16 protein-coding genes are annotated in these 17,418 nt (G+C 37.1%); 6 read left to right on the top strand and 10 right to left on the bottom strand.

Annotated features, from left to right (window positions below):
• Positions 1-230: 230 nt before the first annotated feature.
• From ACQKMR_RS18865 to ACQKMR_RS18850, 4 genes are all read right to left on the bottom strand, one after another.
• Complete coding sequence (locus ACQKMR_RS18865) at positions 231-611, bottom strand: hypothetical protein (protein WP_427698679.1); 381 nt, start codon at positions 609-611, stop codon at positions 231-233.
• A gap of 245 nt (positions 612-856) precedes the next feature.
• Positions 857-1,408: a DUF402 domain-containing protein gene (locus ACQKMR_RS18860; RefSeq protein ID WP_427698678.1), complete on the bottom strand. Its 552-nt coding sequence runs from the start codon at positions 1,406-1,408 to the stop codon at positions 857-859.
• Positions 1,409-1,521: 113 nt separating this feature from the next.
• Positions 1,522-2,076 carry an HPP family protein gene (locus ACQKMR_RS18855; RefSeq protein ID WP_427698677.1) on the bottom strand — a complete coding sequence of 185 codons (555 nt, stop codon included), beginning with the start codon at positions 2,074-2,076 and terminating at the stop codon, positions 1,522-1,524.
• Between the two features lie 121 nt (positions 2,077-2,197).
• Positions 2,198-2,782, bottom strand: coding sequence for a CGNR zinc finger domain-containing protein (locus ACQKMR_RS18850; protein ID WP_427698676.1), 585 nt, complete (start codon positions 2,780-2,782; stop codon positions 2,198-2,200).
• 265 nt (positions 2,783-3,047) lie between these two features.
• Between ACQKMR_RS18850 and ACQKMR_RS18845 the strand changes: the two genes are divergently transcribed.
• From ACQKMR_RS18845 to ACQKMR_RS18835, 3 genes are all read left to right on the top strand, one after another.
• Positions 3,048-3,347 carry a hypothetical protein gene (locus tag ACQKMR_RS18845; protein WP_427698675.1) on the top strand — a complete coding sequence of 100 codons (300 nt, stop codon included), beginning with the start codon at positions 3,048-3,050 and terminating at the stop codon, positions 3,345-3,347.
• 181 nt (positions 3,348-3,528) lie between these two features.
• Positions 3,529-3,675, top strand: coding sequence for a hypothetical protein (locus tag ACQKMR_RS18840; RefSeq protein WP_427698674.1), 147 nt, complete (start codon positions 3,529-3,531; stop codon positions 3,673-3,675).
• 219 nt (positions 3,676-3,894) lie between these two features.
• Complete coding sequence (locus ACQKMR_RS18835; protein WP_427698685.1) at positions 3,895-4,860, top strand: quinone oxidoreductase family protein; 966 nt, start codon at positions 3,895-3,897, stop codon at positions 4,858-4,860.
• Between the two features lie 480 nt (positions 4,861-5,340).
• Here the strand turns inward: ACQKMR_RS18835 and ACQKMR_RS18830 are convergent, their stop codons facing one another.
• Entirely contained in the window at positions 5,341-6,741 is a 1,401-nt protein-coding gene (locus ACQKMR_RS18830) for a hypothetical protein (RefSeq protein WP_427698673.1), read from the bottom strand.
• 57 nt (positions 6,742-6,798) lie between these two features.
• Positions 6,799-7,161: a hypothetical protein gene (locus ACQKMR_RS18825; RefSeq protein WP_427698672.1), complete on the bottom strand. Its 363-nt coding sequence runs from the start codon at positions 7,159-7,161 to the stop codon at positions 6,799-6,801.
• A 265-nt stretch (positions 7,162-7,426) separates the two neighbouring features.
• Here ACQKMR_RS18825 and ACQKMR_RS18820 point away from each other — a divergent pair, with 265 nt between their 5' ends.
• Positions 7,427-9,229, top strand: coding sequence for a hypothetical protein (locus ACQKMR_RS18820; protein ID WP_427698671.1), 1,803 nt, complete (start codon positions 7,427-7,429; stop codon positions 9,227-9,229).
• A gap of 218 nt (positions 9,230-9,447) precedes the next feature.
• On the opposite strand, the gene ACQKMR_RS18815 is transcribed toward ACQKMR_RS18820, so the two are convergent.
• The 4 genes from ACQKMR_RS18815 to ACQKMR_RS18800 all read right to left on the bottom strand — a co-directional run bounded on the left by ACQKMR_RS18815 (position 9,448) and on the right by ACQKMR_RS18800 (position 13,442).
• The gene (locus tag ACQKMR_RS18815) at positions 9,448-10,140 is read right to left on the bottom strand and encodes an FHA domain-containing protein (protein ID WP_427698670.1); all 693 of its coding nucleotides are present in this window, start codon (positions 10,138-10,140) and stop codon (positions 9,448-9,450) included.
• A 1,272-nt stretch (positions 10,141-11,412) separates the two neighbouring features.
• The gene (locus ACQKMR_RS18810) at positions 11,413-11,718 is read right to left on the bottom strand and encodes a hypothetical protein (protein WP_427698669.1); all 306 of its coding nucleotides are present in this window, start codon (positions 11,716-11,718) and stop codon (positions 11,413-11,415) included.
• A gap of 616 nt (positions 11,719-12,334) precedes the next feature.
• The gene (locus tag ACQKMR_RS18805) at positions 12,335-12,664 is read right to left on the bottom strand and encodes a hypothetical protein (RefSeq protein ID WP_427698668.1); all 330 of its coding nucleotides are present in this window, start codon (positions 12,662-12,664) and stop codon (positions 12,335-12,337) included.
• Between the two features lie 394 nt (positions 12,665-13,058).
• Complete coding sequence (locus ACQKMR_RS18800) at positions 13,059-13,442, bottom strand: YkvA family protein (RefSeq protein ID WP_427698667.1); 384 nt, start codon at positions 13,440-13,442, stop codon at positions 13,059-13,061.
• A 496-nt stretch (positions 13,443-13,938) separates the two neighbouring features.
• On the opposite strand from ACQKMR_RS18800, the gene ACQKMR_RS18795 reads away from it, so the two are divergent.
• Entirely contained in the window at positions 13,939-15,474 is a 1,536-nt protein-coding gene (locus tag ACQKMR_RS18795) for a malate:quinone oxidoreductase (protein ID WP_427698666.1), read from the top strand.
• Positions 15,475-15,896: 422 nt separating this feature from the next.
• A complete protein-coding gene (locus tag ACQKMR_RS18790; RefSeq protein WP_427698665.1) occupies positions 15,897-17,360 on the top strand; it encodes a protein adenylyltransferase SelO in 1,464 nt (487 codons plus the stop codon).
• The last annotated feature ends 58 nt before the right edge of the window (positions 17,361-17,418 follow it).

The raw sequence follows: 17,418 nt of genomic DNA, 5'->3' as shown, positions 1-17,418 counted from the left end.
CCTTAAGATGAGTTTTGGTTTGTGTGTACTCTCATCATACTGAGGGGCTCTGTTTTTTTCAAAGCCGATAATTAATGCTCTACAGGAATGCTAACCTGCCCCGATAGTTGCATAAACAAAATCTGCCTTAAAGACAGCTCTGATCTTCAGCTTAAGCACCAGTTAGTAAAAGAACAAAAAGGCATTAACCCTTATTCAGTAAATAATTCTTTAGCAAAAACATCAATGCTTTAGTCTTTCTTTTTCCAAGACATTAAATCAGAAAAAGCCAATCCAAATGATACACCCAAAGGAATGCCTATATCCCAAACATTCATTTTCGAACTTTTAAAAAAATAATAAATAAGATAGTGTGCAGCACTTAAAGAAATAAACCAAGTAATAAACGTAAAAAGCCTTTTTCTTATTTGAATCCAATTTAACTTCCTTGTATTCGCAATAACTAGAAAGATGGAGAACAAACCATATAGAAGAAGATAAATTACATATCCTATGATAAATTTAAGAGAAAGCGAAGTATCAATATCCTTATATATTATAAATATCGTAAGTATGGTTCCTGCCAAAAGTACAATAAACAAAATTAAGTTTAATGAAATATATTTCTTCACCTTTTACCCCTTTACCTTCAAAGTCTTGATATCTTTTGATTTTCTCAAAATATCAGAACTTATGTATTGGTAACTCATCCCTTGTTGAACTATCCTGCATCTTTAGCTCTATAAGAAAAAGAGCTGCCAAAGCAACTTCATTAATGAAGTAAAGCACCTGTTAGTTCTATAAGAATAGCGATTCTTATTAAAGAATTGAGCCAGTTTGTGGAAGTTTAAAGTATAAAAACAAACGTCTGTAAATGTTATCTGTTGTTCAACCAAGGAAGGAGTTCTTCATGTTTATAGGTATTCTCAGTTTCTGAAATAGTTTGAGAAAGAAGAATATCAATGGAATCCGTTAATGAGTTTAGAGTTTGTTGGACAGACCCATTTTCAAATTGATCTAACGGATCAGGTAACTCATCCTCGTCTAAAATAAAGTAGTCTCCATTAGGAAGAACCAAAATATCAATAATCAAATCGTCAAAGGATACCAAATTATCTTTCATATATGTATTTTTTACGATATTAAAATAGGAACCTAAATAATTCCCTTTATTATCTCTCCAGATGTATAAATTATATGGACGATCTTTCCAGTAATAGGCGATTGTATAACTACCTTTAGAAATGGTTAATTTTGTTTGGTTTGCTATCATCGTAAAAGAATCAAGTATTTTATGAAAAAGTACGACATTTTGATTTTGTGCTTTTAACAGCATACAGCTATGTTCTACAACTGCGGAGTCGTACCGTATTTTTCTCTCTATTATTTTATCGCCACGTTGAATAGTTGGTTTACTTAAATTGACCATAGCTTTAGTTTCTCCTTTCTATTAATGTTCTTCCCCAGAACAAATGTCTTTTATTAATTGTAACACCTATAAAAGCATCAGGGGTTTGGCCTTTTCCTCCCCTATATTCAATATCAAATCCAAAACGTTGGATATTCCCGGTTGTTGCGTAAATTATTGATGATTAGTGCAAAGAAAACGATCACGATAGAGCCAATTAAAACAGGAGTAATTAAATAACTCCAACTGTATGCACCCAGCATAACAACGAGAGGGTCTGCTCCTGCTGGTGGATGCGTCGTTTTTGTTAGCATCATCACTGCAATTGCTAAGCCAACAGCTAAGCCAATCGCCCAAGGTTCATCACCAAAAAGATGATAGGTAGCTAAACCCACAAATGTTGAAACAAAATGTCCACCAATAATATTTCGTGGCTGTGATAATGGCGCGTTCCAAACACCAAATGCTAGTACACAGCTTGCACCAAATGGAGCCATTAACCACGTGGAAGATGTCATATTTGTTAAATAAACTAGAGCGAAAATGGTTAAAAATCCACCAATCAAACCTGTTACTGAGTCCTTTGCATTAACCTGTAATGGACTTCTCCCTTTTCCTTTCATTTTAGATAAATATCGTACATAAAATAAATGTTTTTCTTCTCGACTTGCTATTTTTGTACTGTCCATCATTCACCCTCCTATTATTCATATTTTACTTTACATGAAACTAACTAACCCGTCAAAGTCTTTTTAAGAGGTTAGTTAAAAAGATGTAAAAAAAGAACCAACTCTGAAATAAGTTGGCTCTTCATTCATCATCAGAATTCCGGTGTTGAAATCGGGCTACCTTTTTTCTGTTGCCACATATTTTCATTGAACACCATTTACGTCTTCCACTCTCATCAATAAATAAAAGTACGCATTCCGGATTAGAGCATCTCTTTAGGGAAGAAAGTTTGTTTGTTTCAATTAAAGTTAAAGCGTCAAAAGCAATTAAAGACAAAAGGACATCCTCTATATCTCCAATAGGTGAGGGGATCAGCTTTTGATTCATTAATTTATAGGTAAATGGCGCTTTTTCAATTTTATTTTCTAAAAAAGAGATAAATTCATCTGGAATTGATTGTCCTTCTGCTATTAATTCAAATCGGTCTCTTAAAACAGCACGCATTTCTAGAATACATAAAAATACTTGTCCGATTCTTTCTTCAATCTTTAAGAATAACCGATCATCCCAAAATGAGTTTTCCTCTTTTATTACATGAAGCCACTCCAGCACATCTCTTTCCAAGAGCAATAAATCGTGCCGCTGTCCACGTTTTACTAGTTCCGTGTTCACTAAATCAAGAGAAAGATTTCCTGATATAAGTGGAAATTTATTTGTATTGGTCATTAAGTTTATCGCTCATTTCATGTATTATTCTAACCATAAAAAAACTCATTGATAGGTTATATGATTATTATAACCTAATTTAACACAATAAAAGGTATGGTTTATCTTACACTAAAGGGTGATTTACTTAAATAATGAGGGCTATTGAGCCAGCCTTTTTTTGTTGTTCCATTAACTAGGAATGAAAGTCCAGTAAGGTAAAAATAACCTTTTATGATAAAATAAGTATAATTAGAGTTTTGACAAAACAGAAAGGGATGAATTAATGAAAAAAAAATTAGGTATTTTATCTTCAATAATTATAGTATTTGTCGGTTATCTTTTATTCACAAAGCCCTATAAAAATAAAACAAAGCCTATAGAAGATTTTATTAAAGTGTATCCAACAGAGAATGTAATTAAGGATGAAATGATATTTATAATGGACAATAAGCAAGATAATTTACAGGATATTGATTTAAATAATGAAGAAGAAATAATTAAATTAGCAAGAAAAGAATACGAGCAATTTAATAATGAAGACATAATTTTTAATACGGAAGAACATCAGAAAAATGTGAAGTAGATTAGATAACAAATATTTATATTCTACTCGATCGTTCAATTCGAAAGTGCTTCCTTTTTCTTGAAATGTTCATTTTGCAGGTATTTTTGCGGGTTTTCGGACAAGCTATCATTAGCCTTTCCACAATAGGTTATATATAAGTCACAGAAGTTCAACCCAAATAATAAAGGGGAGATTAATGATGGGTAAAAAAAACCGAAACCGCGTCAATGCACCGAAAAAGAATAATCATGTACCTGAAGAAGCCGTTATTGCCGAACAAGAAGCACACGGTGAAGAATTTTCTCCGAAAAAACGTAAAAATGGTCCTGGTTCCAATACTGAATGATAGGGGAGAGTATCTCTCTATTCTTTCTTAATTCCATTTTACATTTTACAACAACCGCTAATGCCTTTAGGGCATAGCGGTATTTTTCGTAAAGGTTCATGTGGTTAGTCTAGTAAAAGAACTAATTGTAAGTTCTCTTTCAAGGTAGTGACTTTCTTGCTATCAGAGGCTTCATTCGATATCGTAAAGAAGGAACAACGTTTGAAGGGAGAAATGAAAATGAAGGCACTTGTCTTTGATAATTTTGGTGGACCAGAAGTCCTGTCTGTAAGAGAAATTAAGGAACCTGAACATTCAAAGTCAGAAGTAATTGTTCGAATGAAAGCAATCGGCTTGAATTTTGCTGATGTATATAGAAGGAAAGGGAATTATCACTTAGTGGGTAATCCGCCATTTATTCTTGGGTATGAAGGTACAGGAGTCATTGAATATGTTGGAGAAGATGTTCATTGTGTGAAAGTTGGCGATCGTGTCGGGTTTGCTGATGTTCCTCATGCCAACGCTGAACTAGTTTCTGTTTCTGCTAATAAGCTTATACCGCTTCCTGATGACATTTCTTTTGAAACTGCCGCTTCTGTTTTACTTCAAGGATTAACTGCCCAATATTTAACTCAAGACAGTTATTCGGTTAAAGAAGGAGAGGCTGTCCTTGTTCATGCTGCTGCAGGTGGAGTCGGGCAATTACTGACACAAATAATCAAGATGAAGGGCGGTCAAGTCATTGGCTTAACCTCATCAAGTGACAAAGCAACTGTAGCAAAACAAGCTGGTGCGGATCATGTTTTTCTTTACGAGTCAGAATGGGTAAAATCCATTAAGGATATAACGAATGGACAAGGTGTGGATCTTGTTTTTGAATCAGTCGGGAAAACTTTGCTAGACAGTTTCGAAGCAACTAAGATTAGAGGGACTGTCGTATTCTTTGGAATGGCAGGTGGAGATCCGGAGAAAATTGATCCTAGAATGTTAATGGATACTTCAAAAGCATTAATAGGAGGTGATCTCTGGAATGTATTAACTTCTCATGATGAACGGAAAAAAAGGGCAGCAGAGTTGTTTGAATGGATCATTTCAGAGAAAATCCAAATCGAAGAACCGACTCTCTTTTCCTTAGAAGATGGGGCAGACGCACATAGACTTCTAGAAGGTCGTAAAAGTACTGGGAAAATATTATTGATACCATAAATTATTCAAGGGCTATCTTATTTATGGGTAGTCCTCGGATATTTTTTTTTGGCTGCTTCCATTCATTCTTTTTATTCGTAAAGGGCTCGGCAAATTCATTTCCTTATTTATAATGATATTCAGAATCTTTTTCAGTTCCTTTTTACAGACCAATTTTTTAGACCCTTAGATAACTTATTTATGGAAACCCTTGCTATCACAGGGATCGGACCCTACTTTGAAAACAACCTGCCGACTATAGCCTGAATTAACAAAGCGAACTTGTAACCCACATACTGAAGGGGAAAATCCACAGTAAGTTATCCACAATCAACAAATGAAAATCTGCAATTCACAGACCTTATTTATTATCCACAGAACCTGATAAGGGCAAAAAAAAGAGAACTAGTCAGCTCTCAAGGTGATTTTATAAACATGATAGAACCATTCATAAAAAAGGGCAGGGGAAAACACACTGAACGAATACATTCAGTGTGAATGTTAGGAAGAAGATACAGAGAGCACGTCAAGACGCTCCTTTTGTATAGCAAAGTAGGATTGAATGGTTGCCTTTTTCTTTGTGAGGGAAGAATTTTGATTAGATGGAGGAACCGCGTGATTGCCGAACTTGCGGATTAGTGTCATCAGCTTGTCCAACTCATCATATGTATCGTTTCTAAGGTCCGTAATAAATTCGGATGCGGTACCTTTATTATTTCTGGTCTTTTTCCTTATTCCTTCTGCTTCGACTTCTTCTGTCGCAGTCTTCACGCGGGAAATAAGCCACTCCTCGCACCAGTTGTTCAGCACATTGTGGATGAAATCGGCTTGCTTGAACTTGACTCGAATTGGTTCGATATGTTGATCTACTTCCAGATAATTCACTTCCCGGCCTAGAGCCTTCTCGGAGATGTTTTTATGAAAATGGTCACGGTCAAGAAGGCTTTTGATAGATTCTGCTCGGTGAGCATACTTTGCCATCTGTTCTAACGTTTCATGGTAAATAATTGTACTTAAATAAGCAGATGCCTGTTTAGGAGCCGCAAGTAGGTGCTTATTGGCAGGAAGAGCCAGGCCGAGTTTTTTTAGAGAATAGGTATAGACGAACCGTGCTATCTTCAGCAGTTCATGTTGTATATCCATAGAAATGCCTGATTTTTTCGCATCTTGAAGAAACGAACGGAAAATGTATCTGCCGACTCGTTCCAATTCCATACATACGGAATCACTGATATGTCCAAGAAAGCCGGTGTTGAAAATCGTTCTGCGTAAAAATGCCCGTTCGGCCCGATTTTCCATATACTGCTCCAACATTCCTTCTTTAAAGGTAAACACAATAGCCTCTTTTTTTGAAAAAGCCTTGCTTACGAAAGAAATCGTCACCAAATTACCTAATGTCTCATGGACTGTACCGATTGCATCTAATAAGCGCTGCCTCGTGAAAAGTGAGCTGGAATCGGGAACGATTTCACTATAATCAAATAATACTTCTTCGGACTTCAAAACCGACATTCGAAAAGCACCCATCAGCAACAGACGCTTTGCATGTATTGTTAAATTTTTGAAAGCCTCGCTGTAAAAGAAACGGTATTTCTTGCAATAACGGTCGGTCTTACTATTAAAGCCAAGATTACTAGTGGGACCAAGATTAAACTTATATAAAATATCTTCGCCTTGACGAACAGGTACGAAAACTTTTTGGAGACATCCTTGAGGTGACGTGAATTTCTTGATGATCTGCTTTAAGTATTTTTCTGTTGTACCCACGGCGCGCGCCATCATATGAAGCGGGCTCTGAATCACCCCATCCCAATCACTATGAAGCAAGGAGTAAAAACACGTATCAAATTCAGTAGAAGATACATTTCTTAATAAATAGTGGTAGGTTTCTTCATAAATCATACGGTTTCGTCTCCTTTATTATCCGTCTTTTTCTATGAGGCAGGGGGCATTTTATTCTTAGTAATCCAGCAAAAACTTGTCAGGGTCTTCACGCATGTCGATGTACTTTTCATAACAGATGCTGTACCATTTCGTTTTGTCCATTTTCCAATTGTTATAGTTGGAGGAAACCATGAAGCCTTCCTTTTCGAGACTAAGGATTATCCGCTTGATAGTCCCTTTTGACCAAAACGGCAGCTGCGTGTGCAATTGATCATATGTAGAGTAAATCCAGTCCCTTCCGTCTCTTTCCATTCCATACGCTTCTATTGTTGAGTGAAGATATGCCAGCATCAGTGCCTTTGGTATGCCGATTGATTCTGCTAAATAAGGATTGAACCCCAAGCTGTAATCCTGATCCAATAAGGTTTCCAATTCCATTTCTATTCCTCCTAAAAGTTCTGGATTGAACCTTCCGAGCGTCTGAGATAGCGGTATCGAAAAGATCAATCTTCACTGTCTATATAAACTTTAGATATGAAAAAGTAGCATCGTAGGAAAAAAATTCAGGAATTTTATAATACAGGAGAAAATGCTATATCGATATATTTAGACGAGAGGAAGAAGATAGTAAATTAGTTGGACAAAAAGTGATAGAATAGTAAATAAATAGAAACAAATACTACAAGGGGAGATTTTTAGAATCATGATACTTTCACTAATAGCTTTTATCTTAAAAGGTATTTTAACGAAAATACCATTTGCTGTATTGGGACTTTCTCTAATTCCACAAAGATGGACTAACGCAATCAAGGAAAAGGATATACTCTTTTTCATTGAGCAAGTGCTGCGACTTTTACTTTCTGCTATCGTATTATTTTTTGTTATTGATATTATGTTACTAGATCATACTTACACTGCATTCCTTTCGAATTTTGCCATTATTTTTGGACTTATTCTTATTTTTGATTCAAGAAGGTACATTTACAGTGTAAAAGAGTCTTCAATACCCCGTCGCAATCGGAAAAAAGAGGGGGAGAAACATTCAAAAAGAACACCTTGGAATGTACATTTCAACAGTATGATAGGAATCGTTTTGATCGCAGGATGGATTATCATGTTATTTTATCCCCTAACATTTGCCGAGGAACTTCATGGATTGGCCAAGGTTGATATAAAAAATAAGCTAGAAGAAGTTCAAGACATAAAAACCATGCCGCTTGTAACAGTGAAAATGGCAGACGCAAAAGGGGATGCAGCTATTAATAAAATAGCAAATGCATCGTATTTCACTGAAGGCGAGTACCGTCTAACTAATATAAATGGTGAATTAACGTATACTTCACCCATTGAAATGGACGGATTTTTTAAAGCTGGGAAAGCCGAATACACGCCAGGTTATAATCTAATTTCCGCCGTTTCGACAGATAAAGGCGCAAGCACTGTAAAAGGAAAGATGTTGTATGCTCCATCACAGTATCTTGATTATGATTTAGAAAGAACGATCCGCAAGGCATATCCGAATAAAATCATATATGATTCATACCTTGAACCAAACGAAGATGGAAAGCCCTACTTTGTAGCTTCAGTGGGACATTATTTAAAATACCGCAGTGGGTCCGTTGTGGACGGGGTGGTATTAGTGAATCCTGAAACGGGTGACACAGAATACTATCCGTTAGGTAAAGAACCTAAATGGGTAGATAGAACATTCACCTTGGAAACAGCTCTGGAATATTGGACCTACTGGGGGAAATATGTTCACGGGTGGAAAAACCAGTCCTTAATTGGGGCGAAGAAAGATGTTTTGATTCCTAATGAGGATAATATGCAAGTTACGTTTAACGAAAAAGGCGAATTGATTTATGTAGTTGATTTTACAAGAGCTAAATCAAAAGGAAACTCCAAAACCCTGGTAGGTTACGGTGTTTTCAATGCCAAAACCGGTGAAATGACATACTACAAAGACGTCACCTCCGTTCTAACGGGAAAGGAAGCAAAATCTAACGCAAATGCGAGTGAGTTCTTGTCTAAATATCCAGGTTGGAAAGCCACTAATGGAATTTTCTATACGATATACGGTGCGCCTACTTATGTAATTCCGGTTACAAAGGGCTCAAAGTTTCAAGGGGTAGCTATTGTATATGCAAATAGCGATAATCCCCAAGTGGTTTTTGGGAAAACAAAAGATGAAGCATTCCGGAACTATAAAAAACTAATTGCTTCTTTAGGAAAAGTCAGCGGTGTTACGCCTCAAAAAGGATTTGAACTGAAAGAAATCAAAGGGAAAGTAACAAGAATCAACGATGCCAATCTCTCAAATGGCTATGTGTTCTATTTAATTGTAGAAGGCAATGCCAAAAGATTCTCAGTGGACCCTGGAGTCAGTGCACTCTCTGATATTGTATTAACGAATGTAGGAGACCGAGTTGTACTGAAAGTGATGGATATGGAAGAAGAGGTTGTTCCAGTCGATCAATTCACTAATTTAGACTTACCAAAGAAATAAAAGCATCAAAATGGGCAATGGACATCAGGAGTGGTAGAAGAGTAGCTATACGCTGCTTTTTTGCCATCTCCCTTTTAATAAATCAACTTCAAACGCAGAATTAGACTATTGTTGAGCTGCCGGATCGTTTGGGAGGCTGACTATTAGCATGAAAAAAAAGCATTGTTATTCGCAATGCTTTTTTTCATACCTGTAATTAGAGTTCGGATGAATGCTCATTAGAGGTCTGAGAGATTGATTGAAAGGGTGGATTCCATATAATAGCCCTTTTGAACAACGGCTTTTATTGCGAAATGGCCAGTTACCCGTTTCCTCACCCGGTACAGAAGTGAAGCGATTTCTTCTGCCGACACAATTTGCTGGGGGTCCCCAATTCTCTCGGGCCATACATGTTGGACAATTTCTTCTTTTGAAATAAGGTTCTCCAAATTCTCATAAAGCAACTTAAAGCAAGTAAATTCCTTGGAAGGCATTTTAATGGGCGCTTCTTCATTGATGATCACAGTCTGAAGATGCTCTTTGATAACCACGTTTTGCTGAATGCCGAGGTTTAGCGGAGTGAAATCCCGTGTTAAATCGTTGTCGATGGAAATCATGAATTCAATCAATCCATTAATCAAAGTAATGGTATCCCCCGGTTCAATTGGGCAGGGTTGACCCGGCACAAGTGGCACTTGGTTCACTGAGGTACCATGTTTGCTCGACAAATCCTCAATAAGGAGCTTCCCTTCCTTCATATAAATCTGGCAATGTTCCCTGGAAACGAAATCATTGTAAAGCTTGAAATCAGCTTTGGAGTGTTGGCTGGCACGGCCGATTAGTAGGTTTTTTCCTTCAAAGACATAGGCGAATTCCTCAGTTTGGCCTTTGTGCATGGATCTCAATACAACCTTAAAAGTTTTGATGCTCATTCACTTCTTATCTCCTTAAAAGTCTAAATATTTTGACTATTTTCATAGTTTTATCATTTTCGTTACATGGCTGTTTAGTGGGTTCAATCTTATAATTATAAATTATCAGACGCTGACATACTAACGAAAAATGAAAAATATACAAATTAGGCACACAACCTTTATAAGAAAGAATCATTAATACAGATGGTGGAGCAGGCAAGCGGTACCGCCCATATCTTCAGACCTCCAAAGCGGTACTTGGCGCAAAGACCAAGACAGCCAAGCTGAAAAGCAAAAAGAAAGAGGATGGATCAAAGAATGGCATTGCCGCTGTGGGAATTCCCTTCCATTGCTTGCAGCGATTGAGGAAGATATGAAAAACCGTGGAGACAGCTATTATGTTACAGGGAAAATAAAACCTGTTCAGAAGGATTCCCTTACAACTGAAAAGCAATAGAAAAGGAGTTGACCTAAGGTGAGTATGTGGAGAGATAGGATAAATGCCTTTAGCATCCTGTTGATGATTGTAAGCATGATGGTATACATTATTTTTCCTCATCCCCTTACCCTCAGTCTGTACTGCATATTTGGCATTGCCTTTATCAGCCTAACAATACTGAATTGAGCATAGCCTGGATTGGAGAGAGGATTTGGGAGGAAAAGTTGGAAAGGAAGAGTGCTGAAAAAAGTTGGAGTCGGCATGGCTGAAAATTTAAAGATTCCAGTCGAGTTTTGTTCACTACTTGGTTGGAAATAGAGAATGTAATAATCAGTTCAGAGCCTATCGATCATCGGTAGGATTTTTTTATTTAGAATGAACTGGGGAGAAGCGTAACATAAGTAAGTAAGGTTTTTTATTAATTTTAAAGGTTTGTTAAACATTAATTCTATTACATATCCTTTTTGAATTCCAACATATTTCATTTAAAATGGCTTTGTTAAAGATTAATAAGTGGTCATTTTTTATTTGTTCAAAAATCAAAGTGATATTACCCCTAAAAAAGTAAAATAGTTTTTTGATGAAGCAGCTGGCGGAAACCAGTTGCTTTTTTATTTTATGGCTCTGTTAAAGAATGTTATTGCCTAATGAAATAAAAAACCACGGCAATCGGGCGCGATTGTGAAAGAAAAAGTAAAAAGGATGATACATATTAGTCATGTTTATCTTTAGATTAGGTAAGTGTAACATTTGATATTAAAAGGACCACAACATTTTAGATATGTCTAAAATGCTGTGGTCCGATTTGTTTTCTATTTTCACTAACGCACCCGTTTCTGGAAGATAGCCATTTATGAATAATTGTTTCCTTTCTTGCTATAAATTTCATAAGCAAAAAATCCAAATAAATAGCCTATTCCAGCTCCTAAACTAACTGTAAATACTAGAGAGATCGTGAAAAACATGCCAAAAATTACACCGATAGCACAACCAAAAAGCATTCCAATTGGTATTAAACTATCTAATAAATTTTGAGCGCCTTTTGATTTTTTCTTACCTAGGTTGCCTTGGTTATATTTATGTTTAAGCCTTTCAATTACATATACTACAATTCCTCCCACTATTACAACAGGCGCAATTGACATGACTAACCCCATGTTAGAATCTCCTTTCACTTTTTAATCAGATCATACCTGCTACTGTGTATTGATAATAAAGTTGTTCAATTCTATTCTTAGAAATACAATTGTAGCTTTGAAATAAAGTTTGATAATTATAAAGTTACAAGTGCTCATTTAGTAGCCAACACAAAAACTCCATTTTGCCTAAAGATTGATCAAAATACAGAGAAATGGAAAAATAGAATTTATTCCTCTTTTTTGAGTCACAATCTCAATAGTAAGTATCGGGTCTTATTTTTAAAGAACTTTATTGTTTTTTAAACGATTATATTGATTTTCGAACAACTTTATTGTTCGTAAACAGATTGATCATTTTGTGAACCTTAATCAACTATCGTACCCGTTAGTTCATTAAGAAAAGCGATTCTTATTAAAGAATCGCGTCCGTATAAAAAAAATGGATGAAAGAGTAAATGGGATTAAGGTTGAATATGTAGAAATAATCGCTATTTCGTATTTATAGGAGCATCGGTTTCAATGCCTCTTTTTTGCTGTAATATTTCGCGCTGAAAAATACACATGAAAACCGTGCGAAAGTTGATGTTTTTCTCGCCAAACTTCCCATTGACGTAATCCGTTATAGGTTCTCACCTCAGGGCTTTTCCCTTATCTCTTTTCGTTCATGTAAAATTTCTTGAATGATTTCAATATGAACAAAAGCCCATGATTTTTCATGAAAATGTAGAAACACACTTATGGCGAGAATGAAAATATAAGTTAAAACAAAGGCAACCCAAAGCAAACTCCCATCTTTGAAAAGGAAATCTTGTAATTGTTTTGAAAACAGAAAAAAAAGCCAAGGTCCAGAGGATATTATAATAGGAATGATTCCCGATCCGTTTTTCTCTTTTATCATACAATAATTAATTTTTTTTAAGGTATCGCTATCAATCGAACTATAAAAATTTTGAATTTCTTCCACTTCTTTAAGTTTCTTCATACATTTGAAAGATCGGTCTTTGTATGAGACTTTTTTTAATTGAAGATAAATTTTATGAGCATCTCCACGTAATGAAAACATATGTCTAATCTTTTTCCTCCTTCCAAAAAACTCCTTACTAGAGGTTTTGTAATAATCCGTCTTTTTATTTTACAAATTATTGGTACTTCCCATGTAGCTAACCTTCCCGTTAGCCATCCATGAAGCGCAAAAATCAGCGCTTCACCACAGAGAATGAAAACCGTCAATACTAATGCTAAGACTGGGAGAGGAAGGTCGATAAACTATGTCATTAGAACCCAATCGTTAGCCCCTTTAGGTCCACAAGAAAACAAAGGTTGCCTCAGCAACCCTTGTTATTGAAGTAAAGCACCCGTTAGTTGATTAAGCGATAAATTTTAATAATAGCCCATATTATAATTAAGCCCCAAATCAATACTATTATTGAGCCGACTATCCAATTCTTCGGCTTACCCTTTTTCATCATTTCTTCAGCTTTAACTTCACAGTTGGTTAATACACTCTTTGGTATCATCTTTAATGCAATCACTACCCCTATTGGAACGAGAATTACATCGTCTAAGTAGCCAAGAATGGGTATAAAATCAGGTATTAGGTCAATCGGACTGAATGCATAAGCTACAACACAAGCCGTAAATACTTTTGAATACCAAGGTACCCGTTCATCTTTACAAGCAAAGTAAAGGATAAAGATTTGTCGTTTTAATTTTCTCGCCCAATTCTTAATTTTGTTAAACATTTTAACTCCTAATAATATTTAAGATGTTATTTCCATTATATCAAAATAAAATTTACTAAGGATTGTTATTAACCTGCCCCGTTAGTTCATCAAGAAAATCAACAACATCCTTTAACAGAGCCAATTTTAAAAAACGTCGAGGAATTATTTATCCTCTGCTTTTTGAATTTAATATTGTTATTGTGGATATATTATTTATTTAACTATGGATTTGGAGTATACTAGATTATTGTAGATATAAAAATCTATGAAGTATGAAGACCTTGGTTTTTGCTAGTTCTTAGGACCTTGTGGACGAAATTCTCACTTTTTCCAATTAGTAGCCATAAACTATCATAATATATATATTTTAATCTTTAAATAAGTTTGATACACTATAATTAGGATAAATTGATACAGAAAAGGTGTGTTACAATGTCGCTTCTTAACTTGCTGTTATGCCTAAGCAGGAGCGCCTACATCATTTCTGCAAATCTTAGATATAAGGATGTTAAAAATGAGTAGCAGAGAAAATAAAACAGATGTTATCTTAATTGGTGCAGGAATCATGAGTGCGACTTTGGGCTCAATGCTGCAAGAATTAGCACCGGACTGGAAAATTACTGTGTTTGAGAAACTCGAAAAAGCAGGAGAGGAAAGCTCTCATGAATTGAATAATGCGGGAACAGGGCATGCGGCACTGTGCGAGCTTAACTACACGAGCGAAAAACCGGACGGATCTGTGGATATTAGCAAAGCTATAAAAGTTAATGAACAGTTTCAGCTTTCATTGCAGTTTTGGTCTTATCTTGTAAACAGCAATCTGATACGTAATCCGCAAGACTTTATCATGCCTTTGCCTCATATGAGTTTAGTGCAAGGTGAAAAAAATGTAACGTATTTAAAAAAGCGTTTTGAAGCAATGACAAAAAATCCTCTGTTCAAAGGGATGGAATTTTCCGATGACCCAGGTAAACTGATGGAATGGATTCCGCTTATTTTGAATGGCCGTACATCGAATGAACCTATTGCGGCAACAAAAATCGACTCTGGAACTGATGTCAACTTTGGCGCATTAACGCGCATGTTGTTTGATCACTTAAAGACTAAAAACGTCGATATTAAATACAAACATACTGTTAATGATATTAAACGTACTAGCGACGGCTCGTGGGAATTGAAAGTGCGTAACGAAAGCGGTACTGTCGAACGCCATACTGCAAAATTCGTATTTATCGGTGGCGGTGGAGGAAGTCTCTCTTTATTGCAAAAAACTGGTATTCCTGAAAGTAAACATATTGGAGGATTCCCGATAAGTGGACTATTCATGGTGTGTAATAATCCAGAAGTTGTAGAGCAGCATCATGCAAAAGTATACGGAAAAGCTGCGGTTGGTGCGCCTCCAATGTCTGTTCCGCATCTTGACACAAGATTTATCGATAATAAAAAATCATTGCTATTTGGACCGTTTGCCGGCTTCTCACCAAAGTTCTTAAAAACTGGTTCAATGTTTGATTTAATAAATACTGTAAAACCAAATAATGTTACAACGATGTTGGCATGTGGTGCAAAAAACCTTTCATTAACAAAATACCTAATCGAGCAAGTTATGTTATCGAAAGAGAAGCGCATGGAAGAGTTACAAACGTTTATCCCGAACGCTAAAAGTGAAGATTGGGAATTATTAGTAGCAGGTCAACGTGTACAAGTAATTAAAGATACTGCTGCTGGCAAAGGAACGCTTCAATTTGGTACGGAAGTTGTTAGTGACGCTGATGGCTCGGTAGCTGCATTGCTCGGCGCTTCTCCTGGTGCTTCTACTGCTGTTTCTGTCATGCTTGAGGTAATCGAAAAATGCTTCCCGCAATATAAAAAAGAGTGGGAACCGAAATTAAAAGAAATGATTCCTTCTTATGGCGTGTCACTAGTGGAAAACCCGGAGCTTATCGAGGAAATTCATACTTCAACTGCGCAGGCGCTTGGTCTAAGCGAAAACTTGGAGAACCAAGTTAATTCTTTGAATGCAGAAACAAGGGTATTAGAAAAAGCTTAAGCAACATTTTTCATCAATGGACAATCGTTTCCATGATGACAGATTGAAAAGGCAATGGAATGAAAAAACAGAGATAAACTAAAAAATTCACTTGGGAAATTGAGTGAATAATAGTATATCATTGAAATTAAAACATTGAACCTTTGATCCATTTTTGGATTGAAGGTTCTTTTTTTTACATTCTCAATTAGAGAGGCTACGGTGAATCATATCAGATGGTAAACGGGAAAATGGACAATACCTTTGTAACCCGTCATTCATTCAACCATACTTTAAGAGAGCCATTTTTATGTGGAAACGGTATAATAAATTGGTAGAAGTAGACATTAAAATGGACGCAACTGATTTTAATGGCGTGTATATAACTTAATTATGAGAGAAAAATCATTATACAATAAGACAAAAGAAAAAAAGGAGAAATTATGACAAAGAGCAATGAAACAGGATGGAATTTAGACAACAGTTATGCCCGTCTTCCGAAAAAATTTTTTACCAGTACCAACCCGACTCCTGTAAGCTCACCGGAGTTGATCATTCTCAATGATAGGTTGGCAGCATCCCTTAATCTGGACGTTCAGTCGCTGCAAAGTGAAGATGGTGTCGCGGTGTTTGCCGGAAACCGTATTCCTGAAGGTGCTTCTCCTCTTGCTCAAGCTTATGCGGGGCATCAATTTGGTCATTTTAACATGTTGGGGGACGGCCGGGCGGTGTTGCTGGGCGAGCAGATCTTGCCCCAAGGTGAGAGGGTTGATATTCAGCTTAAGGGTCCAGGGAGGACCCCATACTCCCGCGGGGGTGATGGCCGGGCGGCACTTGGACCGATGCTGCGCGAATACATCATCAGCGAAGCGATGCATGGGCTTGGCATTCCTACCACCCGAAGTCTGGCAGTGGTGACAACAGGTGAAACAGTAATCCGCGAAACCGGGCTGCCAGGTGCAATCATGACCCGTGTGGCTGCCAGTCATCTTCGCGTAGGTACTTTTCAATTCGCTGCAAAATGGGGCACGATCGAAGAACTGCGGATCCTTGCCGACTATACAATAAAGCGTCATTATCCAGACGTTGAAGCAGATGAGAAACGCTATCTTTCGCTATTTCAGGAAGTGATCAAGCGTCAGGCTGAGCTTATTGCCAAATGGCAGCTGGTCGGCTTCATTCATGGGGTGATGAATACCGACAACATGACGATTAGCGGAGAAACCATCGATTATGGTCCTTGCGCCTTCATGGATGCCTATGATCCGGCAACAGTATTCAGTTCCATTGACACCCAAGGCCGCTATGCTTATGGCAATCAGCCCTATATTGGCGGGTGGAATCTTGCACGATTTGCTGAAGCCCTATTGCCACTGTTGGATGACGATCAGGATCAGGCTGTCAAACTAGCCCAGGATAAGATTTCAGTTTTTAATGAGTTGTATCACTCTAAATGGCTCGCAGGAATGAGAGCAAAACTGGGGATATTTAACGAAGAGTCACAGGATGAAGCCCTTATTGATGACCTCCTCAATATGATGAAGAAGCATGGTGCCGACTATACCAATACCTTCAGAACATTAACTTTTGATACAGTGAAGGATACGGTCCTGTTTGGGACGCCGGAATTCTCTCAGTGGCATGAGCTCTGGCAGGCGAGACTAGGCAGGCAGCAGGAATCGAAAGCTTCCTCGAATCAGTTGATGCAGAACAGCAATCCTGCGGTTATCCCACGAAACCACCGGGTGGAAGAGGCACTGGAAGCCGCAGTGGAACAAGGGGATTACAGCGTGATGGAACGGCTTTTGGATGTTCTTTCAAACCCTTACGCGCACTCCGCGGAACAGGCTGAATACTCCACACTGCCTGAGTCAACAACACCTTACCGAACCTTTTGCGGTACTTGATATATAAGGATTAGAGAAATCTGTTTACGCTTTGGCATGGTTTACTATTAATGAAAAA

Source organism: Peribacillus sp. NPDC096540 (assembly GCF_050278525.1).
In the GTDB taxonomy this organism is placed as follows: domain Bacteria; phylum Bacillota; class Bacilli; order Bacillales; family DSM-1321; genus Peribacillus.
This window is presented reverse-complemented; position numbering and strand designations above follow the sequence as displayed.